29 protein-coding genes are annotated in these 24,936 nt (G+C 45.6%); 6 read left to right on the forward strand and 23 right to left on the reverse strand.

The genetic code is table 11. From position 1 onward, the window contains the following. Nucleotides 1-297 precede the first annotated feature (297 nt). Nucleotides 298-1,950, reverse strand: coding sequence for a glucose-6-phosphate isomerase (gene pgi / locus AC6R16_RS18890; protein WP_500675441.1), 1,653 nt, complete (start codon nucleotides 1,948-1,950; stop codon nucleotides 298-300). Between the two features lie 297 nt (nucleotides 1,951-2,247). Here pgi and AC6R16_RS18895 point away from each other — a divergent pair, with 297 nt between their 5' ends. Further along, a complete protein-coding gene (locus AC6R16_RS18895; RefSeq protein ID WP_500640465.1) occupies nucleotides 2,248-2,673 on the forward strand; it encodes a secondary thiamine-phosphate synthase enzyme YjbQ in 426 nt (141 codons plus the stop codon). Between the two features lie 43 nt (nucleotides 2,674-2,716). Here AC6R16_RS18895 and AC6R16_RS18900 read toward each other — a convergent pair whose 3' ends face one another. The 3 genes from AC6R16_RS18900 to AC6R16_RS18910 are packed head-to-tail and all read right to left on the reverse strand — an operon-like array spanning nucleotide 2,717 to nucleotide 6,396. Continuing rightward, nucleotides 2,717-3,892 carry a BamA/TamA family outer membrane protein gene (locus AC6R16_RS18900; RefSeq protein ID WP_500675442.1) on the reverse strand — a complete coding sequence of 392 codons (1,176 nt, stop codon included), beginning with the start codon at nucleotides 3,890-3,892 and terminating at the stop codon, nucleotides 2,717-2,719. 2 nt (nucleotides 3,893-3,894) lie between these two features. Further along, entirely contained in the window at nucleotides 3,895-4,980 is a 1,086-nt protein-coding gene (gene alr, locus AC6R16_RS18905) for an alanine racemase (RefSeq protein WP_500675443.1), read from the reverse strand. Between the two features lie 3 nt (nucleotides 4,981-4,983). Continuing rightward, nucleotides 4,984-6,396, reverse strand: a complete 1,413-nt coding sequence (locus AC6R16_RS18910; protein WP_004747112.1) for a replicative DNA helicase — start codon at nucleotides 6,394-6,396, stop codon at nucleotides 4,984-4,986. A gap of 215 nt (nucleotides 6,397-6,611) precedes the next feature. Between AC6R16_RS18910 and AC6R16_RS18915 the strand changes: the two genes are divergently transcribed. Next, nucleotides 6,612-7,334, forward strand: coding sequence for a DUF481 domain-containing protein (locus tag AC6R16_RS18915; RefSeq protein ID WP_050809771.1), 723 nt, complete (start codon nucleotides 6,612-6,614; stop codon nucleotides 7,332-7,334). Nucleotides 7,335-7,413: 79 nt separating this feature from the next. Here AC6R16_RS18915 and rplI read toward each other — a convergent pair whose 3' ends face one another. From rplI to rpsF, 4 genes are read right to left on the reverse strand one after another with little or no spacing between them, the layout of a single operon-like run. After that, nucleotides 7,414-7,866: a 50S ribosomal protein L9 gene (rplI, locus tag AC6R16_RS18920; RefSeq protein WP_004747108.1), complete on the reverse strand. Its 453-nt coding sequence runs from the start codon at nucleotides 7,864-7,866 to the stop codon at nucleotides 7,414-7,416. A gap of 30 nt (nucleotides 7,867-7,896) precedes the next feature. After that, entirely contained in the window at nucleotides 7,897-8,124 is a 228-nt protein-coding gene (rpsR, locus tag AC6R16_RS18925; protein WP_000090472.1) for a 30S ribosomal protein S18, read from the reverse strand. Between the two features lie 16 nt (nucleotides 8,125-8,140). Next, nucleotides 8,141-8,443 (reverse strand): primosomal replication protein N, encoded by a 303-nt coding sequence (gene priB / locus AC6R16_RS18930; protein ID WP_049844443.1) that lies wholly within the window; start codon nucleotides 8,441-8,443, stop codon nucleotides 8,141-8,143. 8 nt (nucleotides 8,444-8,451) lie between these two features. Beyond that, complete coding sequence (gene rpsF / locus AC6R16_RS18935; protein WP_004747103.1) at nucleotides 8,452-8,832, reverse strand: 30S ribosomal protein S6; 381 nt, start codon at nucleotides 8,830-8,832, stop codon at nucleotides 8,452-8,454. 395 nt (nucleotides 8,833-9,227) lie between these two features. Here rpsF and AC6R16_RS18940 point away from each other — a divergent pair, with 395 nt between their 5' ends. Both AC6R16_RS18940 and AC6R16_RS18945 read left to right on the forward strand, forming a co-directional pair. Further along, nucleotides 9,228-10,859 (forward strand): phosphoethanolamine transferase, encoded by a 1,632-nt coding sequence (locus AC6R16_RS18940; protein WP_500675444.1) that lies wholly within the window; start codon nucleotides 9,228-9,230, stop codon nucleotides 10,857-10,859. Next, a complete protein-coding gene (locus AC6R16_RS18945) occupies nucleotides 10,856-11,215 on the forward strand; it encodes a diacylglycerol kinase (RefSeq protein WP_425666127.1) in 360 nt (119 codons plus the stop codon). Before AC6R16_RS18940 ends, AC6R16_RS18945 begins: the two co-directional genes overlap by 4 nt. Nucleotides 11,216-11,271: 56 nt before the next feature. On the opposite strand, the gene bfr is transcribed toward AC6R16_RS18945, so the two are convergent. The 11 genes from bfr to fkpA all read right to left on the reverse strand — a co-directional run bounded on the left by bfr (nucleotide 11,272) and on the right by fkpA (nucleotide 19,776). Further along, entirely contained in the window at nucleotides 11,272-11,754 is a 483-nt protein-coding gene (gene bfr, locus AC6R16_RS18950; protein ID WP_069667385.1) for a bacterioferritin, read from the reverse strand. A 74-nt stretch (nucleotides 11,755-11,828) separates the two neighbouring features. After that, complete coding sequence (locus AC6R16_RS18955) at nucleotides 11,829-12,017, reverse strand: (2Fe-2S)-binding protein (protein WP_004747097.1); 189 nt, start codon at nucleotides 12,015-12,017, stop codon at nucleotides 11,829-11,831. A gap of 308 nt (nucleotides 12,018-12,325) precedes the next feature. Then, nucleotides 12,326-13,510 (reverse strand): elongation factor Tu, encoded by a 1,185-nt coding sequence (gene tuf / locus AC6R16_RS18960; protein WP_038550586.1) that lies wholly within the window; start codon nucleotides 13,508-13,510, stop codon nucleotides 12,326-12,328. A gap of 151 nt (nucleotides 13,511-13,661) precedes the next feature. After that, nucleotides 13,662-15,764: an elongation factor G gene (gene fusA / locus AC6R16_RS18965; protein ID WP_500675445.1), complete on the reverse strand. Its 2,103-nt coding sequence runs from the start codon at nucleotides 15,762-15,764 to the stop codon at nucleotides 13,662-13,664. Nucleotides 15,765-15,920: 156 nt separating this feature from the next. Beyond that, entirely contained in the window at nucleotides 15,921-16,391 is a 471-nt protein-coding gene (gene rpsG / locus AC6R16_RS18970) for a 30S ribosomal protein S7 (RefSeq protein ID WP_004415829.1), read from the reverse strand. Between the two features lie 97 nt (nucleotides 16,392-16,488). Next, on the reverse strand, nucleotides 16,489-16,863 hold the full coding sequence (gene rpsL / locus AC6R16_RS18975) for a 30S ribosomal protein S12 (protein ID WP_004399892.1): 375 nt from the start codon (nucleotides 16,861-16,863) through the stop codon (nucleotides 16,489-16,491). A gap of 188 nt (nucleotides 16,864-17,051) precedes the next feature. Then, on the reverse strand, nucleotides 17,052-17,327 hold the full coding sequence (gene tusB, locus AC6R16_RS18980) for a sulfurtransferase complex subunit TusB (RefSeq protein ID WP_500675446.1): 276 nt from the start codon (nucleotides 17,325-17,327) through the stop codon (nucleotides 17,052-17,054). A 7-nt stretch (nucleotides 17,328-17,334) separates the two neighbouring features. Further along, nucleotides 17,335-17,691, reverse strand: coding sequence for a sulfurtransferase complex subunit TusC (gene tusC, locus AC6R16_RS18985; RefSeq protein ID WP_500675447.1), 357 nt, complete (start codon nucleotides 17,689-17,691; stop codon nucleotides 17,335-17,337). After that, nucleotides 17,688-18,083: a sulfurtransferase complex subunit TusD gene (gene tusD / locus AC6R16_RS18990; RefSeq protein ID WP_086017180.1), complete on the reverse strand. Its 396-nt coding sequence runs from the start codon at nucleotides 18,081-18,083 to the stop codon at nucleotides 17,688-17,690. The genes tusC and tusD overlap by 4 nt, the downstream gene beginning before the upstream one ends. Continuing rightward, the gene (locus AC6R16_RS18995; RefSeq protein ID WP_004743174.1) at nucleotides 18,080-18,802 is read right to left on the reverse strand and encodes a helix-turn-helix transcriptional regulator; all 723 of its coding nucleotides are present in this window, start codon (nucleotides 18,800-18,802) and stop codon (nucleotides 18,080-18,082) included. Before AC6R16_RS18995 ends, tusD begins: the two co-directional genes overlap by 4 nt. 185 nt (nucleotides 18,803-18,987) lie before the next feature. Continuing rightward, on the reverse strand, nucleotides 18,988-19,776 hold the full coding sequence (gene fkpA, locus AC6R16_RS19000) for an FKBP-type peptidyl-prolyl cis-trans isomerase (RefSeq protein ID WP_272248010.1): 789 nt from the start codon (nucleotides 19,774-19,776) through the stop codon (nucleotides 18,988-18,990). Nucleotides 19,777-19,906: 130 nt separating this feature from the next. On the opposite strand from fkpA, the gene AC6R16_RS19005 reads away from it, so the two are divergent. Together AC6R16_RS19005 and AC6R16_RS19010 are read left to right on the forward strand one after the other, a co-directional pair. Beyond that, nucleotides 19,907-20,887 carry a WD40 repeat domain-containing protein gene (locus AC6R16_RS19005; RefSeq protein WP_500675448.1) on the forward strand — a complete coding sequence of 327 codons (981 nt, stop codon included), beginning with the start codon at nucleotides 19,907-19,909 and terminating at the stop codon, nucleotides 20,885-20,887. A 19-nt stretch (nucleotides 20,888-20,906) separates the two neighbouring features. Continuing rightward, on the forward strand, nucleotides 20,907-21,134 hold the full coding sequence (locus AC6R16_RS19010; RefSeq protein ID WP_004743171.1) for a SlyX family protein: 228 nt from the start codon (nucleotides 20,907-20,909) through the stop codon (nucleotides 21,132-21,134). Between the two features lie 10 nt (nucleotides 21,135-21,144). Here the strand turns inward: AC6R16_RS19010 and AC6R16_RS19015 are convergent, their stop codons facing one another. The 4 genes from AC6R16_RS19015 to hflX all read right to left on the reverse strand — a co-directional run bounded on the left by AC6R16_RS19015 (nucleotide 21,145) and on the right by hflX (nucleotide 24,897). After that, nucleotides 21,145-21,330, reverse strand: a complete 186-nt coding sequence (locus AC6R16_RS19015) for a DUF2065 domain-containing protein (RefSeq protein ID WP_004743170.1) — start codon at nucleotides 21,328-21,330, stop codon at nucleotides 21,145-21,147. A 61-nt stretch (nucleotides 21,331-21,391) separates the two neighbouring features. Further along, nucleotides 21,392-22,369 (reverse strand): protease modulator HflC, encoded by a 978-nt coding sequence (gene hflC, locus AC6R16_RS19020; RefSeq protein WP_500675449.1) that lies wholly within the window; start codon nucleotides 22,367-22,369, stop codon nucleotides 21,392-21,394. A 2-nt stretch (nucleotides 22,370-22,371) separates the two neighbouring features. Beyond that, nucleotides 22,372-23,562, reverse strand: coding sequence for an FtsH protease activity modulator HflK (gene hflK / locus AC6R16_RS19025; RefSeq protein WP_004749061.1), 1,191 nt, complete (start codon nucleotides 23,560-23,562; stop codon nucleotides 22,372-22,374). 45 nt (nucleotides 23,563-23,607) lie between these two features. Beyond that, nucleotides 23,608-24,897, reverse strand: a complete 1,290-nt coding sequence (hflX, locus tag AC6R16_RS19030) for a ribosome rescue GTPase HflX (protein WP_004743152.1) — start codon at nucleotides 24,895-24,897, stop codon at nucleotides 23,608-23,610. Between the last annotated feature and the right edge of the window lie 39 nt (nucleotides 24,898-24,936).

A 24,936-nucleotide genomic window follows, 5' to 3' on the forward strand; every position in this document is an offset into this window, starting at 1 on the left:
CGGTATCAGATGCCTACTCAGCAAGTAACGTGCACCTCTCGAAGGGCGGAGCCCGTTCTAGATTCTCGCGGGCGCAGCCCGATCTCGTAGCAAAGCGTTCCCGAGGACGCAGTCCGTTCCCGTTTTCCAATACAAAAAACGCCAACCCTAAGGTTGGCGTCATAAGATTTGGATAGCCTAAATAATTGGAGTGGAAGCTAGGCGACAAGTAAGTTCAGCCCAATGAGCATAGGAGCTCTATTCGATTTGGGTGAACTTACGCAGTCAACAACGCTGCCGCTTCAAGTATGACGGCTATTAGGCTTTGAACGCTTTAAATGCGTTGATCAGACCATTAGTCGAGCTATCGTGTGAGCTGATTGCCGACTCATCTGCAAGCTCAGGTAGGATTTGGTTAGCTAGCTGTTTACCTAGCTCAACACCCCACTGGTCAAAACTGAAGATATTCCAGATAACGCCTTGAGCAAAAATCTTGTGCTCGTACATCGCAATCAAGTTACCTAGCGTACGCGGAGTAATTTGCTTCACTAGGATTGAGTTAGTTGGGCGATTACCTTCAAATACTTTGAACGGTGTTAGTGTCGCCGCTTCTTCTTCACTCTTACCTGCTTTGGCAAATTCAGCTTTCACTGTTGCTTCATCTTTACCAAATGCTAGTGCTTCTGTTTGAGCAAAGAAGTTAGACATTAGCTTCTGGTGGTGATCGCCAGCAGGGTTGTGGCTTAGAGCAGGAGCAATGAAGTCACATGGGATCAGCTTAGTGCCTTGGTGAATTAGTTGGTAGAACGCGTGCTGACCATTAGTACCTGGTTCCCCCCAGATGATTGGGCCAGTTTGGTAAGTCACTGCGTTACCGTCACGGTCCACATACTTACCGTTAGATTCCATGTTGCCTTGCTGGAAGTAAGCAGCAAAACGGTGCATGTACTGATCGTATGGCAAGATTGCTTCAGACTCAGCGCCGTGGAAGTTGTTATACCATAGACCAACTAGAGCAAGGATAACTGGGATGTTACTTTCTAGCTCAGTCGACGCAAAGTGGTTATCCATTTCATGAGCGCCATCAAGTAGCTCAATAAAGTTGTCGTAACCAACGGCTAGTGCAATCGAAAGGCCGATCGCTGACCATAGCGAGTAACGACCACCAACCCAGTCCCAGAACTCAAACATGTTGTCAGTGTCGATACCAAACTCAGAAACTGCTGGAGCATTCGTTGATAGTGCAGCAAAGTGCTTAGCTACGTGCGCTTCATCACCTGCAGATTCAAGGAACCAATCACGTGCACTGTGTGCGTTGGTCATGGTTTCTTGCGTGGTAAACGTCTTAGATGCAACCAAGAATAGTGTCGTTTCTGGGTTTACTTTCTTAAGCGTCTCTACGATATGAGTGCCATCAACGTTAGAAACGAAGTGTAGGTTTAGATGATTTGTGTATGGTGCAAGCGCTTCCGTCACCATGTAAGGACCTAAGTCAGAGCCACCAATACCGATGTTTACTACGTCAGTAATCGCTTTACCTGTGTAGCCTTTCCACTCACCGCCGATAACACGCTCAGTGAACGATTTCATTTTTTCTAGCACTGCATTGACCGCTGGCATCACATCTTCGCCACCAACCATTACAGGCTTATTGCTACGGTTACGTAGTGCAGTATGAAGCACTGCACGACCTTCTGTTTGGTTGATCGCTTCACCACTGAACATCGCTTCGATTGCAGCTTTAAGTTCAGTCTCATTTGCTAATGCGAACAGGTGCTTCATGGTTTCTTCATTGATTAGGTTTTTAGAGTAATCAACTAGAATGTCATTGCCGAAACGCGTAGAGAATTTATCAAAACGTGCTGCATCTTGTGCAAACAGATCTTTTAGATCCATATCTTGTGCAGATTCGAAGTGCGCTGTTAGCGCGTTCCAAGCTTGTGTTTGCGTTGGATTGATATTTTTCAACATGGTTACTATCCCGATGTTACAGTAGGTTTTATTCCATACAGCCTAGCGAAAACTGGTGGAATCCCCGATTAAGCAAAATAATAATATTAGGTATGTTAGGGCAAAATGCCACAAAACAAGACTTTGTAATTTTTTTTCAAGCGCACATTATGACGTAGGCGACCCTCACTCACATTGAGTTAGGTCACGTTCCCTGCTTCAAAACTAAACAAACGTCATATGAGCGTTTAGGATTGTATCACTAACCTAGAGCAAGCTTAACGAGAGCTCAAGTTCAAATTGTAAGCAGACATCCATATGTGGACTCAAAAAATCATTCAACTCCAAGCCAAGCAACGTGGATTTCATCTAATTACCGATGAAATTGAACAACAATTACCTCAAATATCTGGCTATTCTGTCGGTTTATTACAGTTATTTATTCAGCATACCTCGGCAAGCTTAACCATCAATGAAAACGCTGACCCAACCGTGAGACACGATATGGAAAAGCACTTCAATCACTCTGTTCCAGAGCGTGCACCGTATTACAAACACACCTACGAAGGGGATGATGATATGCCCGCTCATATTAAAGCCTCGACATTAGGCTGTAGTGTGATGATTCCGATTAGTCAGGGCAGACTGGCACTCGGGACATGGCAGGGAGTCTATTTGGGAGAGCATCGCGATTACGGCGGCAGCCGGACAATTATCGCAACCTTACAAGGCGAGCAGTACTAAGCATATAAAAAACGGAGCCATCGGCTCCGTTTGATTAGTTGTCCTAAAAAGGCTGGTTGATCATCACCCTGAAAGTGCCTTCATCAGCGCCTTGTGCGTACTCTGCGCGTACAACGATCCCTTCTACTTGGAAGCGCACTGCTCCACCTAAATTCCATTTCATGTCTTTATGCAGCGTCTTAAGATCGTATTGATCAGCAACTCGACCCGCTTCGGCAAAAAATACCCATTGCCACCATGGTAAGTCATAATAATTGATCAGTGGGATCTCATCGAGAGGCTGCCATTCAGGGATCACTCGATACTCGGCAGAATAATGCACAGCACTGCGCCCATGGAATCGCCCGCTGGTATAGCCGCGTAATCGATACAACCCACCTAAACTAACCTGTTCTTGCTCCGGGGGGCGTTCATTGTTCCAGTTGGGAGTATCAGCCGTATAAAAATCAAATGCGAGGACTTGTTGATCAAATAGGTCACCCAATGGACCTAACGCATAGTACTGGCTATTTTGAAACTCAACCTTGGTCCAGCGGTCTTCACTTTGCCAGCTTTGTGCCCCAACCGTCGTCGTCAGCGCCGTGTGTGAGCCTTTGGTTGGGTTACGCACACTATCGCGATTGTCCCAATCAAGAATCAGTTCAAATCCAGTCGATTTCTCGGTGGTATTATTGATGTCTAGTCGGCGCGAGGAGTAAAAAGGAGTCAGGCTAATGGAGCTCACCCCGGACTCAAGTGGTGAGGCAAAGCTAACATCGCGAATAGGCTGAAAGACACCAAGTAGACCATTTTGTGCAACATTACCCCAGGGTAATAGGTACTTAAACTCTACTTCGTAGTTCTGCTCTAAGCCATTAGTGATCGTCTTATCACTCGCTACTGAATCGTTGTTGCCTTGATCACCGATGTAGTAAGGATTTTGATTAAATTGCGCTTTATACAGTTGGGAGCTAACTAATAGCTGATCAGTCAGTGCGTAGTTAAAAGCCGAAAGAAACGTTACATAGCTTTTTTTGTCTGTGTACAAGGCCGCACCAAACAAGGCCGCTTGTGGTTGCCCTACCCCCTTTGCAACCCCTGCAATACCAACAGTATTACCTAGAGTTTCAGTACTGAAGTAAAACGGTAGGAAAGCCGAATCTTTTTCTTCACTTAATGCTGGGCTTGAGACAAAAAGGCTGGCACTTAAGGCCAGCACTGTCGTGATTTTTTGATACATAATCAGTTGGAGTATTCCATATCAACGCGTGACGTTAGCTTAGTCACCAGTTCGTAAGCAATAGTACCTATATGGCAAGCTACCTCTTCTGCGGGGAGGTCTTTGCCCCATAGGATCGCTTCATCGCCTACTTTATCTTGTGCATCAACCCCCAGATCAACGGTAAGCATATCCATTGAGACTCGGCCTGCAATCGGCACTTTACGTCCATTGACCAACACGGGCGTGCCATTTGGCGCCGTTCTTGGGTAACCATCACCATAGCCAATCGCAATCACACCAACTTTAGTATCACGTTCACTAGTCCAAATTCCGCCATAACCGACGCTTTCACCGGCTTTAACATCACGTACCGCTATGAGATGCGATTTCAGTGTCATCACTGGTTGATAGCCCATCTGCTCTGCAGTTTTATCATTAAACGGAGAAACGCCGTACATGATTATCCCAGGGCGAACCCAGTCTAGCTGGCTATCAGGCCAAGCAAGCAGTCCAGCTGATGCAGCCAATGAACGCTCCCCTTCACACCCTTCGGTCAAAGTTAGGAACAGCTCGGTTTGCTCATTGGTGGTAGCTTTATCTAACTCATCAGCACAACCAAAATGGCTCATATAGCGCAGTGGCTTAGCCACATTGCGGCATGCTTTTAAGCGCGTAACAAACTCTGCATATTGTTCTGGTCTGACACCCAAGCGATGCATTCCGCTATCAATCTTGAGCCAAACAACCACTGGTGCCTCAAGATCTGCTTGTTCGAGCGCTTGTAGCTGCTCTTCGCAGTGAACCACGGTTTGAATATTGTTGGTAACCAGAACAGGTAGGTCTCCTTGAGAGTAAAAACCCTCAAGCAATAAAATGGGTTTAACTACGCCGCACGCTCTTAACTGCAACGCTTCTTCTATACGGGCAACGCCAAAAGCATCAGCGCCTTTAGCGTTCTTAGCAATATGACGCAGGCCATGACCATAGCTATTAGCCTTCACAACCGCCATGACTTTGCTGTTTGGGGCTTGCTGTTTAATCTGTTTTAGATTGTGCTCTAACGCTTCGAGATTAATAAACGCCGTCGCTGCTTTCATGTAGCTCATGCGTTATTCGTCATCCATATCAAACGCAGGACCTGCGTAGTTATCAAAGCGTGACCATTGGCCTTGGAAGGTTAAGCGAACCGAGCCGATAGGACCGTTACGTTGCTTACCAAGAATGATTTCTGCCGTGCCTTTCATTGAACTGTCTGGGTTATATACTTCGTCACGATAGATAAACATGATCAAGTCGGCATCTTGCTCGATAGAGCCTGATTCACGAAGGTCCGAGTTGACTGGGCGTTTGTCAGCACGTTGCTCTAGGGAACGGTTCAACTGAGAAAGTGCCACCACAGGGACATTCAATTCTTTTGCTAGCGCTTTAAGTGAGCGAGAAATTTCAGCGATTTCCAAGGTACGGTTATCAGACAACGCAGGCACACGCATTAACTGAAGGTAGTCGACCATGATCATCGATAAACCGCCGTGGTCACGAGCAATACGGCGAGCACGAGAACGTACTTCCGTCGGAGTTAAGCCTGAACTGTCATCGATGTACATGTTCTTCTTCTCCATTAGGATTCCCATGGTAGAAGAAATACGCGCCCAATCCTCGTCATCAAGCTGACCAGTACGAATCTTGGTTTGATCGACACGAGAAAGCGAAGCCAGCATACGCATCATGATCTGTTCCGCAGGCATCTCCAGCGAGAAAATCAGCACGGGCTTTTCTTGCACCATAGCTGCGTTTTCACACAAGTTCATCGCAAAAGTAGTTTTACCCATAGATGGACGCGCGGCGACAATCACTAAGTCAGAGCCTTGTAGACCGGCGGTCTTTTTATTGAGGTCAGTAAAGCCGGTATCAACACCCGTTACACCATCTTGCGGCGTTTTGTATAGTAGTTCGATACGTTCGAGGGTTTTCTCAAGGATGTTATCGACGTTTTGCGGACCTTCGTTCTCGTTGGTTCTAGACTCAGCAATGGCAAAAACTTTACTTTCAGCAAGATCGAGCAAGTCTTCAGAACCACGCCCTTGAGGGTCATAACCAGCATCCGCAATTTCGTTGGCCACACCAATCAGGTCGCGAACCAAAGCTCGCTCAGCAACAATCTCGGCATAAGCATTGATATTGGCCGCACTCGGTGTGTTCTTAACTAGGTCAGCAAGATAAGCAAAACCACCTACATCTTCGAGCTGCTCACGCAGTTCGAGAAACTCGGACAGAGTGATGAGGTCGAGCGGTTTATTATCTTCAAGGATAGCTTTAACGCCCTCAAAGATAAGGCGATGCGGACGACTATAGAAATCTTTAGCAACGACACGTTCTGCAACGGTGTCCCAGCGTTCATTATCAAGAAGTAGACCACCGATGACAGATTGCTCTGCCTCTAACGAATGGGGAGGAACTTTTATCGCATCAACTTGTGCATCGTTAAACTTTTTGTTTCGATTATCTACTTTCGCTTCGGCCATGGGTTTGCTCAACAACTTGCTATAGATCGCTAATTATAACGAGAATGCAGCGCTTGTCTTTACTAATGCGTTACTTTGTAGAGTTCTAATGTAGAATTAACCTATTGCTGACGGTATTCAGTCAATTTAAATCTACTATTGCGCCATTCGTTTCATCAATATAGAGGTAGTGAGTGTCTAAATTTTGGCTAATGAGTGCAGGTCTTATGAGCTCTATGCTCGCCCATGCCGATGATGAAGGACATAGCAAAACGGATATTGAACTTCCTTCCCCTTGGAGCTCAGAAGTTGAGTTTGGCTACCAGTCACACAGCGGAAACTCAGACTCCCGCTCACTGAACTCTCGACTCAGTGCTGAGTATGTCAAAGGCCGCCACCGTACTAACGGTGAGTGGAAGTACTATCTTTTGTACAAAGATGGTGAAGAAGATAAACGTCAATCAAGCTACAGCGCCCAGAGCGACTATAAGTTAGGCCCTAAGTCCTATCTTTATGGCAGTTTCAATGGTGTTGACTCACGTTACAGCGCTTACTTTAAAGATTACACCTTGTCAGGCGGTCTGGGTTATCAATTTGCCAACACAGAAACCTTCTTACTGGAGTTCGAGTTTGGCCCCGGTTTTCGCTATCAGGAGCCCAATAAAGATGAAATCGATGATGACGACATCATCTTTCCTGATACGGTTCAAGAAGGGATATTTCGTGGCAATCTCAACACCAAATGGCAAGCGCTAGAAAATCTTTCAGTGACAGCCTCCGTGACTGTCGTCTCGGGGCGAAGTAACACCCGAACAGATACCGACTTAAGCGTATCCAATAATATTACAGAAACGATCGCACTGAAGCTGGCTTACTCTCGCCAATACCACGATAAAGTACCAGAAGGACTGTTTAAAGCAGACAGCATGTTTTCAGTCAATCTACTATTTGCCTTCTAGCTTTAAAGGCCCTGACTTTCCTACAGATATAAAAAAAGCACCTCTAAGAGGTGCTTTTAAAATACGTCTTGATACTGAATTATTCAGCAGCAACAACTTGTAGGTTAACTGACGCGAAAACTTCAGAGTGAAGTTGAACGCTGATCTCGAACTCACCGATGTTACGTAGTGCGCCTTCAGGAAGACGAACTTCGCTCTTAACAACTTCAACGCCAGCTGCAGTGATTGCGTCAGCGATGTCGCGAGTACCGATAGAACCGAATAGTTTACCTTCGTCACCAGCTTTAGACGCTAGAACAACAGCTTCAAGAGCGTTGATCTTTTCAGCGCGTGCTTCTGCAGCAGCTAGTTGCTCAGCAGCTTTAGCTTCTAGTTCAGCACGACGTGCTTCGAACATTTCAACGTTAGCTTTAGTTGCCATAACTGCTTTACCTTGAGGGATAAGGAAGTTACGAGCGTAGCCAGATTTAACGTTTACAGTTTCGCCTAGAGCACCTAGTTTACCGATTTTATCAAGTAGAATAACTTGCATTGTTTAATTCCTCTTTATAAAACGAACCGATTACTGATGCTTGTCAGTGTACGGAAGTAGAGCTAGGTAGCGTGAACGCTTGATAGCGCGAGCTAGTTGACGTTGGTACTTAGCGCTTGTACCAGTGATACGGCTAGGTACGATTTTACCAGCTTCAGTGATGTAGTTTTTAAGAGTTGCTACGTCTTTGTAATCAATCTCTTGTACGCCTTCTGCAGTGAAACGGCAGAATTTACGACGACGGAAGAAACGAGCCATGGGCTATCTCCTGATCTTAAATTTGAGTAATGTTGTCGGCATGAAGCACTAATTTACCAACGCCATTTCGGCCGGTTTGATAAGTGACAAAGCCACCTACCTTAATGCTACTGCCTTGTACTAAATTCTGAGTTAATGCTTGTGACCTTTGCCCGCTAACAACAACCGGCATACGACAATAAACTTGTCTCGGTAAGTCAGCTTCGATAACAGTAGAGCGATGCTCTAACCAAAATCGACAGTGTTCTATGCCACTAGGGCTTTTACTACGAATGGGCGGTTTGGCAATGGTGCCAGAGAGCTCCATTCGATTGGTCATAAGATTTATTACTCAGCAGCTGCTTCTGGCTTAGCTTCAGCACGCTCTTCGCGACGAGGAGCACGCTCTTCTTTCTGCTTAAGCATGATAGATTGCTCAGTGATAGCCGCTTTAGTACGCATGATCATGTTACGTAGAACTGCATCGTTGAAACGGAAAGCAGTTTCTAGCTCATCAATTACAGCTTGGTCAGCTTCAACGTTCATTAGAACGTAGTGAGCTTTGTGAAGCTTGTTGATTGGGTAAGCCAGTTGACGGCGGCCCCAGTCTTCTAGACGGTGGATAGTACCGCCAGCTTCAGTGATTGAACCAGTGTAACGCTCGATCATGCCAGCAACTTGCTCGCTTTGATCTGGGTGCACCATGAATACGATTTCGTAATGACGCATTGGTTGCTCCTTACGGATTATTCAGCTTCCACAAATGGCCCGGTCGTCCAGAGGAAGCAAGGAACTAAAGATAATTGACCGAGTTTTAAGGAGCACGAATAGTACAGAAAGAAAGCAGTTTAAGCAAGAGAAAAAGAAGCTAGCCGGTTTATCTTTCATAACCTAGAAACACTAGCCTTTCTCTGCCATGGAAATATAGAGCAATAACAATAGGCATTGCTTGGCGTGTAAAATATTAAGACAGCTTACCTACCAACAAACAACGTATTCACAGCTATTAACTTTAAGCCTAATTAGCAAAAACTTGACATCAAACCATCTTCACATTCTATCACCAATATGGATAATGTCGGCAAATTTCATTTGGTATGACATCTTACCTACTGGTGATAATAATGAAGATACGCATGAGCAGCGTTACCTATACTCTGGTAATCGCCCTATTTTTTACTCTGTTTCAAAACATAGCGTTATGGGAAAGAGTCCATTCTATCTTTGCCACTATGCCTGACGCATCATGGGGACTAAAGCTCACACTGCCAATTGTTGTATTAGCGGTCATGAACGTTCTCTTCACGCTACTGACTTGGCCATTTATCCATCGCATTGTCGTTAGCTTAATTATACTTATCTCGGCAGCGGCTACTTACGCGATGCACCAGTACGGAATCGTACTTAGCTATGGGATGATTGTCAGTGTTGTTGAAACAGACGCCCATGAAGCCACGAGCTACCTTTCTTTATCAGCCTTCATTTGGTTCTTCGCCCTTGCGATCTTACCTTTATTGTTGCTTAGCCGAGTTCAAGTTGAATTCCGTCACCTAGGAAAAGAGCTACTGCTAAAACTCGCTAGCTTAATGGTATCTGTTTTAGTTGTTGCTTGTATCGCTTCGGTCTACTTTAAAGACTACGCATCACTGCTACGCAACAACAGTGAGCTTGGCTCTGCTTTAAACCCAACCAACTATATAACGGCCACAACGCGCGTTGTGAACAAACGCTGGTACGAAGCAAATCTACCTTATGTTCAAATTGGCACTGACGCCGTTAACCGCAACCAAGATAACCAACGTAAAAATCTAGTCGTATTGGTGATCGGGGAAACCGCACGTGCAGAAAACTCCTCTTTTAATGGCTATGAAAAACAAACCAATGCCTTCTTAGCCAAGCAAGAAGGGGTGATCAATTACCCTAACGTCACCTCTTGCGGTACCTGCACTGCTGTATCTGTGCCATGCATGTTCTCCAATATGACCAAATCCTCTTACAACGCTTCTAAAGCACGCAGACAAGATAGCGTCGTGGATATCCTCGAACATGCGGGTGTCGATGTATTGTGGAAGAACAACAATAGTGGCTGCAAAGGGGCGTGTGACCGTATTACCTATGTTGATGGCCACGAACAAGTGAAAGTACAAGAGACGTATTGCCAGTGGGGAACTTGCTTTGATGGGATTCTGCTTGAAGGGCTCGATGAGCACATTAACTCACTGGATACCGACGGAGTTATTGTCCTGCACTTGCTTGGTAGTCACGGCCCTACCTACTATAAGCGCTATCCCGAAGAGTTTAGAATGTTTGCCCCAACCTGTGATACGGCAGACATCCAAAATTGTAGTCGCGAAGAGTTAATGAATACTTACGACAATTCACTGCTCTACACCGATTACCTACTAAGCCAGCTCATCGATAAGCTCAAATCACATGACGACAAGTTCAACACCGCCATGTTGTATGTCTCTGATCACGGTGAGTCTTTGGGTGAGAATGGTGTCTACCTCCACGGCATGCCCGCCTCTATTGCACCCAAACATCAGACTCATGTGCCCATGGTTACCTGGATGTCAGACAAATTTGTCACTAAACATCAGCTTGATGAACAATGTATGCAGAAAGTATCGAATGAAAAGCTATCTCATGATAACTTCTTCCACTCTGTGCTGGGATTGATGGATATCGAGACCAGCGAGTACAACGCAGAACTTGATATATTTGCCACTTGTTTAACCCAAGGAGAAAACCAATGAAGCCAGGTGCAACCGGTATCAAACGAATTATTGACGCTACTGGTTACTCAATTAAAGGGTTAACGGCAGCATGGCGTTACGAAGCCGCATTTCGCCAAGAGGTGGTATTGCTGATCATTATGGCGACAGCGACCTTTTTCCTCCCAGTGACAAAACTTGAACAAGTGGTCATGATAGCGACGCTGTTCATTGTGGTTTTGGTTGAACTACTCAACTCAGCAATCGAGGCGGTTGTCGACCGCGTTGGGTCCGAGTATCACGAACTGAGCGGACGTGCGAAAGATATCGGCTCTGCCGCTGTCTTTGTCGCTCTATCTCTTGTGGTGGTCAGTTGGGGGCTAATCTTATTTGGCTAACCAAAGTAAAAAATCCCTGACTGGGTCAGGGATTTTTTAATCACTTCAGGATGTAACTAATCGTCATCCTCATCCACGTACTGCGCTTGTAGGTAGTTTTGAATACCTGTCATGTCAATCAAGCCAAGCTGTGTCTCAAGCCAATCAACATGCTCTTCTTCGTCTTCTAGGATATCTTGGAACAGATCGCGGGATACGTAGTCGTGAATATCTTCCGCATAGGCAATAGCGTTTTTCAAATCTGGAATAGCGGCCATCTCAAGCTTTAAGTCGCATTCGAGCATTTCTTTGGCATCTTCACCGATCATCAGCTTACCAAGATCTTGCAGGTTCGGTAGCCCTTCAAGAAATAGGATTCGCTCGATCAAATGATCCGCATGCTTCATTTCATCTATAGATTCGTGATATTCCTTTTCTGCTAAATGCTTAAGACCCCAGTCTTTATACATTCTTGCGTGCAGGAAATATTGATTGATAGCGATAAGCTCATTACCGAGCACTTTATTGAGATGTTGGATTATGATTGGATCGCCTTTCATGACATAAGCCCTCCTCTTTGGCTCTTTTAAATCTAGTTCCAAATAAGAAGGTGTCAAAAAGGCTCAGCGATAAATCAGCTGGCTTGTTTCACTTGTAAGTACTCTGTTTCAGCTAAAATTTCTTTGGTCATCTTAATGCACTTACCACATTGGCTACCCAGCGCGGTGCATTTCTTGATTCCTTTAATATCAGTTACGCCTTCATCAATCGCTAACTTCCTAATTTTCTTATCTGAAATCCCATGACAAAGACATACGAACATAAAAAATACTTCCACTTACCACTTGCGAGAACAAATATAAACAAGAATTGTTATCGTTACCAGTTGTATTGAGGGAATCATCAGAACATTTTGTTATATCTGTCTAGCGAGAGGTGAAGAGTATCAAGGACTTAAACAGCAGAGAAATGAGCATAAAAAAATGATAAAGTCTTTTCAGTAAGTTAGAGGAGTTAAAGCACACCAATCCTTATAACCAAAAACGAAAAAGGGAAGCCGAAGCTTCCCTTTTCTAATGCGCGTTCTTCAAAAAAGAAGAAGTGTGCAAGATTTCAATTAATCCCGAAGAATTAGTCGAAGATCTTAGCAACAACACCAGCACCAACTGTACGGCCACCTTCGCGGATTGCGAAACGTAGACCTTCGTCCATCGCGATTGGAGCGATTAGTTCAACAGTCATCTTGATGTTATCGCCTGGCATTACCATTTCTACGCCTTCTGGTAGCTCGATGTTACCAGTTACGTCAGTTGTACGGAAGTAGAACTGTGGACGGTAGCCTTTGAAGAATGGAGTGTGACGACCACCTTCATCTTTAGACAGTACGTATACTTCTGATTCGAACTTAGTGTGTGGGTTGATTGACTTAGGAGCCGCTAGTACTTGACCACGCTCTACTTCGTCACGCTTAGTACCACGTAGAAGTGCACCAACGTTCTCACCCGCACGACCTTCGTCTAGAAGCTTACGGAACATCTCAACACCAGTACATGTAGTTACTGTTGTCTCTTTGATACCAACGATTTCTACTTCGTCACCTACAGTTAGGATACCGCGCTCGATACGACCAGTAACTACTGTACCACGACCTTGGATAGAGAATACGTCTTCGATAGGCATTAGGAATGGCTGATCGATTGCACGCTCTGGCTCTGGGATGTAAGAATCTAGTGCTTCTGCAAGCTCAACGATCTTCGCTTCCCACTGCTCTTCGCCGTTTAGTGCGCCTAGTGCAGAACCTTGGATAACTGGTAGGTCATCACCTGGGAAATCGTACTCAGATAGAAGTTCACGAACTTCCATTTCTACTAGTTCTAGTAGCTCTTCATCGTCAACCATGTCACATTTGTTCATGAATACGATGATGTATGGGATACCAACCTGACGGCCTAGTAGGATGTGCTCACGAGTTTGTGGCATTGGGCCATCTGTCGCAGCAACAACTAGGATACCACCGTCCATCTGTGCAGCACCTGTGATCATGTTTTTAACATAATCCGCGTGTCCTGGACAGTCTACGTGTGCGTAGTGACGAGTTGGAGTGTCGTACTCAACGTGAGAAGTTGCGATTGTGATACCGCGCTCACGCTCTTCTGGAGCGTTATCGATAGATGCGAAGTCTTTCGCTTCACCGCCGTACACTTTTGAAAGAGTAGTACAGATTGCAGCAGTTAGAGTTGTTTTACCGTGGTCAACGTGGCCGATAGTACCAACGTTAACGTGCGGTTTAGTACGTTCAAATTTTTCTTTAGACACGATCGTGTTCCTTCCTAGTTATGATTCGCCACGATCCGAATTGATCGAGACGCGCCAGAATTTGCTATTTTATGCGCCAACGCATGTCAGCGCAATATTTGGACGCATTGATCTTTAAAAAAAGCTAGACTTTTTTTTCAGTTCAAGGCGTTTATACGTAACCACGGTCCGCCATGATTTTATCTGCAAAGTTTTTCGGTACTTCAGCGTACTCGTTAAACTCCATAGAGTAAGACGCACGGCCTTGAGTTGCAGAACGTAGGTCCGTTGCGTAACCAAACATCTCAGATAGTGGTACTTGAGCGCGGATGATCTTAATACCAGCCACACCATCGTCCATACCTTCGATCATACCGCGACGGCGGTTCAGGTCACCAACAACATCACCCATCCAATCTTCAGGAGTGGTTACTTCAACATTCATCATTGGCTCAAGAAGAACAGGCTGTGCTTCTAATGAACCCTTCTTGAATGCCATCGAGCCAGCGATCTTAAACGCCATCTCGTTAGAGTCAACATCGTGGTAAGAACCATCAAACAGAGTGGCTTTAATATCTAGTACAGGATAACCCGCTAGAACACCGCTGTTCATTTGCTCTTCGATACCTTTCGCTACCGAGCTGATGTATTCCTTAGGAACAACACCACCCACAATTTCGTCAACAAAGACAAAACCTTCGCCAGGTTCAGATGGCTCCAGTTTGATCCATACGTGACCATACTGACCACGACCACCAGATTGACGTACAAATTTACCTTCAACTTCCGCGCTGCCACGGATTGTTTCACGGTACGCAACCTGAGGTTTACCAACATTACAGTCAACGCTGAATTCACGTTTCATACGATCAACGATGATATCTAGGTGAAGCTCACCCATACCAGAGATCAGAGTCTGACCTGTTTCGTCGTCCGTTTCTACGCGGAATGATGGATCTTCTGCCGCTAGTTTACCTAGTGCAATACCCATCTTTTCTTGATCGGCAACAGAGCGAGGCTCTACCGCGATCTGAATTACCGGATCAGGGAACTCCATGCGTTCCAGAATCACTTTGTGGTTCTGATCACATAGCGTGTCACCTGTTGTCACGTCTTTAAGGCCGATTGCTGCTGCAATATCGCCCGCGCGAACTTCTTTAATTTCGTCACGCTTGTTTGAGTGCATCTGTACGATACGACCAAAGCGTTCTTTCTTCTGCTTCACAGAGTTGTAGACTGCGTCGCCAGAGTTCACCACACCAGAGTAAACACGCATAAAGGTCAGCGTACCTACGAATGGGTCAGTTGCGATCTTGAATGCTAACGCTGAGAACGGTTCGTTGTCGTCGGCATGACGCTCAACTTCTTTCTCGTTGTCATCCACACCTTTAATCGCTGGAACGTCGATTGGTGATGGCAAGAATTCAACCACTGCATCGAGTACCGCTTGAACACCTTTGTTCTTGAACGCACTACCACAAGTGGCCAGTACGATTTCGTTATTTAGTGTGCGTGTACGCAGTGCTTGCTTGATTTCAGCTTCCGTTAGTTCGCCTTCTTCAAGATACTTGTCCATTAGCTCTTCGCTAGCTTCTGCCGCTGACTCAACTAGGTTGTTGTGCCACTCTTCAGCAAGCTCAAGCATGTCCGCTGGAATATCTTCGTAAGTGAAGGTTGTACCTTGGTCAGCTTCACTCCAGTTGATCATTTTCATCTTGATTAGGTCAATAACACCCTTGAAGTCATCTTCCGCACCAACGTTAAGTTGGATAGGAACAGGGTTCGCACCAAGACGGTTTTTGATTTGATCAACAACGCGTAGGAAGTCAGCACCTGCACGGTCCATTTTGTTAACAAATACCATACGAGGAACGTGGTACTTGTCAGCTTGACGCCATACAGTTTCAGATTGAGGTTCAACACCCGATGAACCACAGAACACAACAACGGCACCATCAAGTACGCGCAGTGAACGCTCTACTTCGATCGTGAAATCAACGTGTCCAGGAGTATCGATAATGTTGATGCGGTGGTCTTGGAATTGTGCATCCATACCACGCCAGAAAGTAGTGGTTGCCGCAGAGGTGATTGTGATACCACGCTCTTGCTCTTGCTCCATCCAGTCCATGGTAGCAGCGCCATCGTGAACTTCACCGATTTTATGAGAAAGACCAGTATAGAACAGAATACGTTCACTTGTGGTTGTTTTACCTGCGTCTACGTGAGCGACGATACCAATATTACGGTAGCGCTCAATAGGTGTTTTACGAGCCACGATTGAATCCTCTTGAATTAGGGACTATTGCTATTTCTAGGCAGTTTTTATCCATAATAGACCAATTTTCACAGGCCCTAGATATAGCAATAGTTCCTAGGCTTGCGCATAGGAACTAGAGTAGCGCCGCGAGGGTTCCCGCGGCACTGAAAGGTATTACCAACGGTAATGTGCGAACGCTTTGTTTGCGTCAGCCATGCGGTGAACGTCTTCACGTTTCTTAACCGCAGTACCTTTGTTCTCAGACGCGTCTAGCATTTCAGCAGCTAGGCGTTGAGCCATAGATTTTTCACCACGCTTGCGCGCAGCTTCAACCAACCAACGCATAGCAAGTGCGTTACGGCGAACCGGACGTACTTCTACAGGTACTTGGTAAGTTGAACCACCTACACGGCGAGATTTAACCTCTACCGCTGGGCGAACATTTTCAAGAGCTTCTTCAAATACAGCTAAGTGATCTTTACCAGATTTCTCAGCCATTGCATCTAGTGCAGTGTAAACAATTTTCTCTGCAGTAGATTTCTTACCGTCAACCATTAGGATGTTAACGAATTTTGCCAGCAGTTCAGATTTGAACTTTGGATCTGGAAGGATCTTACGCTGACCGATGACGCGACGACGTGGCATGGATTTTCTCCGTTGTCTTCTTCAGGTTATCCAAAACTTTTCAGTTTCTTCAAAAATTAAAAATAATTTAGTGTTTGGCCTTACTTAACGGATACCATTAAGATTTTGGACGCTTAACACCGTACTTAGAACGACCTTGCTTACGGTCGTTAACGCCAGCACAGTCTAGTGCGCCGCGAACTGTGTGGTAACGTACACCCGGAAGGTCTTTTACACGACCGCCACGGATTAGAACAACTGAGTGCTCTTGAAGGTTGTGACCTTCACCACCGATGTACGAAGTCACTTCGAAGCCGTTCGTTAGACGAACACGACATACTTTACGAAGTGCTGAGTTAGGTTTTTTAGGTGTAGTAGTGTAAACACGAGTACATACACCACGTTTTTGTGGACACGCTTCTAGTGCAGGCACGTTGCTTTTAACAACTTGCTTTGCACGAGGCTTACGTACCAACTGGTTAATAGTTGCCATTAACTAGCTCCTGATTTACTTGAAAGTAAGCTTTGTGAAAAATCTATCCCTAACTGCCAGTGGCACTTAGGGACGCAAAATTCTATTCAGAGGTGAGAGGTGTGTCAAGAAATATACGGATCTTTTTTGCTCAATATTGGCGAAATAAGTGTAAAAGGAAAACGACACGGGATAGTAGGGAAATGAAACTATTCCCACGTTATAGAATTGGGCTGTTCAACGGTCAGTTCAACAAAGCCTTCAAAGTCCACTCGAACAATAGAAGGGCTGATTCGATTGGCAATTCCGCGCGCCTCAATATCAGCCTCTAACACTGATGTATTGAGTCCTTTCACACTTGGAAAAGCGTTGTGCTGGGGGTTCGCTGCATATACAGCTTGTTCCACCAGCAACACTTTGTCTGTTTCAGTAGCTACTCGGCTCACATCTTCTAGTGCTTGAACCGTTTTAACGATATGTAACATAGAACACCTAAAAGGTAAGGACTTTATCTGCTTGATGAAGTTGAGCACTCAACGCTAATGGATCAAGTGGCTGAGCCGCAATGACTAAGTCAGCTTGCGCTAGCCCTCTTTCTAATAGCGAGGTCTCACATACATAGACTTGCTCGATGTCGTAAAGGTCAAAGAGCTTCAGCATTGGTGAGTAGTCTTTACTAAGAATCTCCGCGGTTTGCTGGCCAAGCAGCAGTTGATATACCCCATCGCCCATAAATACGACACTAATGCCTTCACAGTACGCTGAAGCAGCAAGCAGTGCATCAACCCCTTCACGTCCTGCTGACGAGCTATGAGGTGCACTACGGAATAGATAAGTTAGCTGACTCAAAACTGTACCACTCGATCTTGAACTAACATCGCCTCAGCCAAACTGCCAAGCCCTGCTTGATGAAACCCTTCTGCTAAGTTGCTTTGCGCCAAACCATGCTGGCTAGCTTCATCTTGACTTACTACACCTCGACGCAGAGCGGCAGCAACACAAGTTTCCAAACGCACATTGTGCTCTGCCGCTAAAGTTTGCCATGCCGTGACTAAGTCGAACTCATCATTGGCTGGTACTGTGAGAGCACTGCCGTTGGTTACACCATCTTGATAGAAAAACACGCTGACCAATGAATGCCCTTTCGCAATCAGCGCCTTCGCGAACTGATATGCGCTTCTCGCGGACTGACTGCCGTAGACAGGACCATTCACCACCAAGGTGTAAGTCAAACCACTCACTTTTCGTCATCCTCAGTTTTGCGCTGACGAATGTAGAGGTAAACGGTGTGTTTAGAGATATTGAGGCGGTCAGCGACACGGTTAATCGCATCTTTAATGTCAAAGATACCCTTGTCGTACAGCTCCATCACAATCTGACGATTCTTAGTATTGTTCGAAACGGATTTGTCAGCATTGATTTCTTCAATGGTGCGCTCAACGGTTTGGTCAACAAGTTCTTCAACATCGCTAGCGAAGTTAACTGATGATGCCGCTTGTTTTGCTTCTTCAGTTGGCATAAATGACTGCAGCACCTGCGAGAATGGTGCGTCAAGATTGACGTTCACACACAACAGACCAATCACTCGATTCTCACCATTACGGATGGCTACCGTAATAGATTTCATCAGTACCCCGCCCTTCGCGCGAGTAAAGTACGAACGAGAGAAGTTTCTTTCCGAGCCTTCGATGTCACGCAGCATTTTCAATGCTAAGTCCGTAATCGGTGAACCAACCTGACGACCCGTGTTTTCACCATTGGCAATTTTAATCGCCGACGTATTAAGATCTTCAAGTGAGTGCAGAACGATTTCACAAAACGGGCCAATTAGGCTCGCAATCCCATCAACGACTGCTTCATAAGATCTCAGAATGATTTTGTCATGCTCACTAAATGGCATCACATTGACAGATTCCATTTCGAGCAACATATCCGTGTTTACTGTTTCTGTAGTTGTCACTTCTTTAAGCCTTAGCGCGAAAAATCAACAAATTGGTGTAAGTTTATCAGAAATTTTGATAAGCACACCTAGCTAACCCACTATCTAGTGATTTAGGACAAAAAATTGGTTTATTACATTGTGCAATTTCTCGCAATAAAAAAGGCCTGGCAAAAACCAGACCTTTTAGAATCAGTGACTAAGGCTTACTGAACCGCTTCTTCACCGTTATCGATTTTAAGTAGCTCAACTTCAAATACTAGCGTTGAGTTAGCTGGAATCGTTGGCGTATCTTGTTCACCGTACGCAAGCTCTGGCGGGATGACAAACTTGAACTTAGAACCCACAGGCATTAATTGAACGCCTTCTGTCCAACCTGGGATAACGCGGTTCAGTGGGAAAGTCGCCGGTTCACCACGGTCGTATGAGCTATCGAACTGAGTGCCATCGATTAAAGTGCCTTTGTAGTGTACTTGCACCGTATCGGTATCTTTTGGCTGCTCACCTTCAGCAGATGTCATTACTTGGTAAAGTAGACCAGTGTCAGTCTTCTTAACGCCTTCTTGCTTTTCAAACTCAGCGCGGAAATCAGCACCTTCTTGCTTAGCAGCCGCTGCTTTTTCAGCCGCTTGCTTTTGCATTGTTTCCGCAACACGCTTGTCTAGTGCTTCTAGTGCAGCGCGAGTTTCTTCTTCGTTAAGCTCTGGGTTACCCGCAAATACGTGCTCGATACCTTTAAGCACTAGGTCCTTATTTAGCGTGATGCCAATTTCATTTGGTTTGTCTAGGCTAGTGCTTAGGTAGTTAGCAAAAGAGACACCAATCGCGTATGCCGCTTTGTCATCTTCTGTTGCAAAAGAAACCGTCTTAGCTGTTTCTGCTTGCACTTGCTCTGCCGCTGGTGCTGTTTCTGCTTTTGGTTCTTCTTCTTTTTGACAGCCAACAGCGAGTGCAACAGTTGCAGCAAGCAGTGACACTTTAAAAATCGATTTCATTTAACTCTCCAATTGAGACTTTTGTCTTTGTGCACAAATCTTTAAGAAACACTGGTACACATTTGAATGTTGTACCAATATAACCAATATGCGTCTTAATTAAACGTAAACAAGCGGATATTTGGACTTAATGCGTATAATTTTTAACTCAATAATCATCACGATTGTCATTACAGCGTTAAATGGGTGTTTTTTCTCCGCTCAAGACAGCCAGCGATGGACTATCGAACCTAAAGGCACCACCAGCTTTGCATTAAGCCGCGATGCTCGTTTCGCCCTTCTTTACTCTAAAGAACACCAACTTGTTTTATGGGATCTGGATGAAAGCCAAGAGCTCGCTTCATTGGGCGCTCAAGATCCCCAATCCAGTACTGTTTCACGTATCCGAATTTCAGATAATGGCCGCTTTGCGGTTACCGCGACACAGATCAACTTCGCAGTCTGGGACCTGGCTTGGACACAAGCTGAAGGACTTTGGTCAATTTCCGACGGCTTAATCCGCGATGTTGATATTGCCAGCAACGGCGATCAAGTGCTGCTTGGTCTATCCAATGGCAAAGCAATCTACGTCAACTTAGTCACCGGTCGCCGCTTAGAGTTCCTTGCCCACAATGAAAAAGTCAATTCGGTTGCCCTTTCTCCCAACGGGCGGTTTGCTCTCTCAGGCGGTAATGACTACAAAGCACACCTGTGGGATACCAATACTGGACAGATATTAAAAACCTTTGAACATGAACAGAGAGTGAACCGAGTCGCTCTGCATCGCGATGGTAAATACGCTTTCACTTCTGACGGGGGAAACCAAGCGATTGTCTGGGATCTCACCACAGGAGAAGAAATGTCTAAGTTACGCAGTTTCTCTCGCCAGTTGATTTTCTCAACCGCTCGCTTTTCTGATGATGGTCAATACCTTGTCACCGGAACCCCATCGAGCCGGATCATGGTTTGGGATACTCACACGGGTAAGCGAGTCGATGGATTTGAAGCGGAACCACTAAAAGATACTCGCCCTCCACGCGCAGTGGTGTATGATGCTGCCTTTGATAGCCAAAACCGAGTGATCTCGGGGACATCGGCTGGTATCGCCCAAGCTTGGGATGTGGATTATTAACAGCAAAGATCAGTGAGTCATGACAGAAAAGCGAGTTGAACAATTAGAAAGCCGAGTGAATGACCTAGAGTGTCAATTGGCTTTCCAAGAGCAGACCATTGAAGAGTTGAACGATGCGCTTAGTCAGCAGCAATTGTTAATCTCAAAAATGCAGGACCAAATGAAATACGTGGTGGGTAAAGTGAAAAACATGGACACCTCAAACGTTGAAAACCCTGCCAATGAGCCGCCACCACCTCACTACTAAGCTCTACAAACTAGCCAAATACATAAGCAATGACGGCTCCAGCGACCACTAAACAGCCACCAATTCGACGTAGCTGATTGTCTGGCTGTTGACTAAGTTGAGCGACCATATTGCGCCAACCGTTTGGAGCGATCAGTGGGCCAAGTCCTTCAACAATAAGTACTAGGCCAAAGGCGAGCCATAGAGAGTTCGACATAGATTTCCTACCATAAAAAATAAAGGCTCCATTAAGGAGCCTTTATACTATCAGAGTTTATTTACTTCGCTTCTGCGCCAGTCGCGTTATTCATGTACTGGAAGAAGTCACTCTTCGGATCCAATACTAGGATATCGCTCTTATCGCTGAATGATTTCTCGTAAGCTTTAAGAGAACGCATAAAGCTAAAGAATTCTGGGTCTTTGTTATAAGCATCCGAGTAGATTTTCGCAGATTTCGCATCCGCTTCACCTCGTGTTACACGTGCAGTTTTGTCTGCTTCTGCTAGAACTGTAGCCACTTCTAGGTCAGCTTGTGCACGAATAACTTCTGCCTTCTCACGACCTTGAGAACGGTGCTTACGCGCAACAGATTCACGCTCAGCTCTCATACGGCGGTAGATAGACTCACTGATTTCGTCAGGTAGGTTGATTTTCTTCATACGGAAATCAACGATCTCAACACCCAAGTCTGTCATTGCGCTGTCTGTAGTGCCGACAAGAACGTTCTCCATGATCTGATCACGCTCACCGTCCACTTCTAGCGCTTCAAGAGCGGCTTCGGTTGTCACTTCTTCGCTGTCTGCACTGTCTGGAAGTACATCTTTGTTACGCGGGCCAGAAACAATCTGCTTGATCTCACGAGCACCAATTTCAGAACGCAGTACGTCGGTGACTTTACGCTCAAGTAGCGCTTCCGCTGTCAACGTATTACCACCACCAGTGGTTAGGTAGTAACGACCGAAGTCTGAAATACGCCACTTAACGTAAGTATCGATCAGCACGTCTTTTTTCTCAGACGTTACGAAACGGTCAGAACGGCTATCCATTGTTTGGATACGCGCATCTAGCGTTTTCACACGATCGAATAGCGGCATCTTAAAATGCAAGCCTGGCTCGTAGATTCTTGATACGCCGTTATCATCAAGAACACGACCAAATCGAATCACCAATCCACGCTCGCCTTCTTGAATAACAAAGACTGACATTAGCAGTAGAACAATGGTAACGACTAATACAGGGATCATTAACTTACGCATTCTTAATATCTCCCTTGACGTGAACCAGTTGAACGAGATTGCGAGTCTGAAGTTGTCTCATTTGTCTGAGTTTCTAGCTCAATTTGATCGTATGCAGAAGAAGACTTCGTGCTACGTTTGGTTTGAGTCTTACCTTCACCAGCCAACTTATCGATTGGCAAGTAAAGCAAGTTGCCACTTGATTCAGAATCAATCAGAACCTTAGAAGTGCTACTGTAGACTTCTTCCATCGTGTCTAGGTATAGACGGTTACGAGTAACTTCAGGAGCTGCTTGGTATTCAGGAAGTAGCTTCTCAAACTGCGCTACTTGACCAAGAGCTTCGTTCACTACGCGCTCAGAATAACCCAATGCTTCTTTCTTCAAACGCTCAGCTCGACCTGTCGCTTTTGGAAGAATGTCGTTACGGTAAGCTTCTGCTTCACGCTCAAAACGTTCTTCATCCTCACGCGCTGCGATAGCATCATCGAATGCGTCTTTAACTTGCTCAGGTGGACGCGCAGACTGGAAGTTGACGTCAACAATGACGACACCCATATCGTAGCTGTCTACGATTTCATTTAACGTTTCCTGAGTGCTTTGACGAATTTGCTGACGACCAGTCGTCAGGATGCTATCCATCAGAGAATCACCAATCACTGCACGAAGCGCAGAGTCGGTCGCTTGGCGTAAGCTGTCGTCTGCGTTGGTTACGCGGAATAGGTATTTGTACGGGTCAGCAACACGGTACTGAACATCCATCGCAACCGTAACTACGTTTTCATCTTTAGTCAGCATTAGACCTGATGAACGTAGTGAGCGAATCGCCTGTACGTTAACCGGTGACACTTCATCAATGAAGCGCGGACGCCAGTTTAGACCAGGATCGACAACGCGATCGTATTTACCGAGACGTAGCACTACGCCACGCTCTGCTTCGCCGATAGTGTAAAAGCCAGCGAAGAACCAAATTGCTATTGCGATTGCTGCGATAACACCAAAACCTAGTGCTCCGCCACCGCCAATAGACGATCCTTTACCGCCTTTGCCACCACCAAACTTTCCACCCAGTTTCTGACTCAGTTTATTAAATACTTCGTCTAAGTCTGGCGGTCCTTGATCACGGCCACCTTTGTTACCACGATTGTTATTACCCCAAGGGTCATTATCGCGGCCATTGTTGCCGTTGTTATTACCAGGCTCATTCCACGCCATTAGAAAGCTCCATCATTTGATATGACGTTATACTGTAGCAGTCATTTAAGTAACTATAAAGTCACGTAAAACTGCCCCTTCTCTTTTTTCAAGTCTAGACCAATCCACTTGTTGCATGCGAACATTAATCAACAAGTTACCTTCCTGGTCATATTCTTCTCGTTGAATACATTTCATCTGGAAGAATGTACTACGAATTCGCCCTTGATGTTGTGGCGGGATTCGCAATTGATACTGAACCATTTGACTTGCGAGACGCTCAGTCAACGCATCAAACAGCAGCTCAATACCTATGCCTTCCATTGCAGAAACCCAAACTGCGCGAGGAATTCCTTCCTCATCACGTTCTATACGAGGTTTCTGGTCTTCTAGATTATCAATCTTGTTCATGACAACCAGAGACGGTACCTCGTGGGCATCGATCTCTTCTAGCACTTCATGAACAGCTTGAATATTCTCACGAAAACGGTCGTCGCTGGCATCTACAACATGTAACAAAATGTCAGCTTCTTGAGTTTCTTGCAGTGTTGCTTTAAATGCAGCAACAAGATCGTGCGGAAGATGACGAATAAACCCTACCGTATCGGCTAAGATTGCCGGGCCAACATCCGCTAGCTCTATTTTACGTAAAGTTGGGTCTAGCGTAGCAAACAACTGGTCTGCGGCATAAACGCCTGCTTCTGTAATACGGTTAAATAGGGTCGACTTACCTGCGTTGGTATAACCCACTAAGGAAACAGTCGGGATTTCCGCTCGATTTCGAGCACGGCGACCTTGTTCACGCTGTTTAGCTACTTTCTCTAAACGGCGCAGTATCGCTTTAATACGATCACGCAATAGACGTCGGTCAGTTTCTAACTGAGTTTCACCTGGACCACGTAAACCGATACCACCTTTCTGTCTTTCAAGGTGCGTCCAACCGCGGATCAATCGGGTTGAGATATGGCGAAGCTGAGCAAGCTCAACCTGCAATTTACCTTCATGAGTTCGGGCGCGTTGAGCAAAGATATCGAGGATCAGACCTGTACGGTCAACCACACGGCACTTACACAACTGTTCGAGGTTACGTTCTTGGGCAGGAGAGAGGGCGTGATTAAAAATCACAATATCAGCGCCAGATAACTGCACAGCCTGTGCAATCTCTTGAGCCTTACCCTCTCCGACATAGTATTTAGGGTGTGGAGACTGGCGACTTCCAGTTACAACTTGTAACGCAGAAACGCCAGCTGAAGAGACCAACATCTCAAATTCGCTGAGATCTTCCCACTCCCCTTCTTGCGTGAAGTTGATATGAACAAGTACGGCTCGCTCACCGGCTTCATAACGGTCAAACAAGCAATCAACTCCTTACAAACAAATATGGTAATTCAGAGA

Source organism: Vibrio sp. R10-SG3-ISO10 (assembly GCF_059834185.1).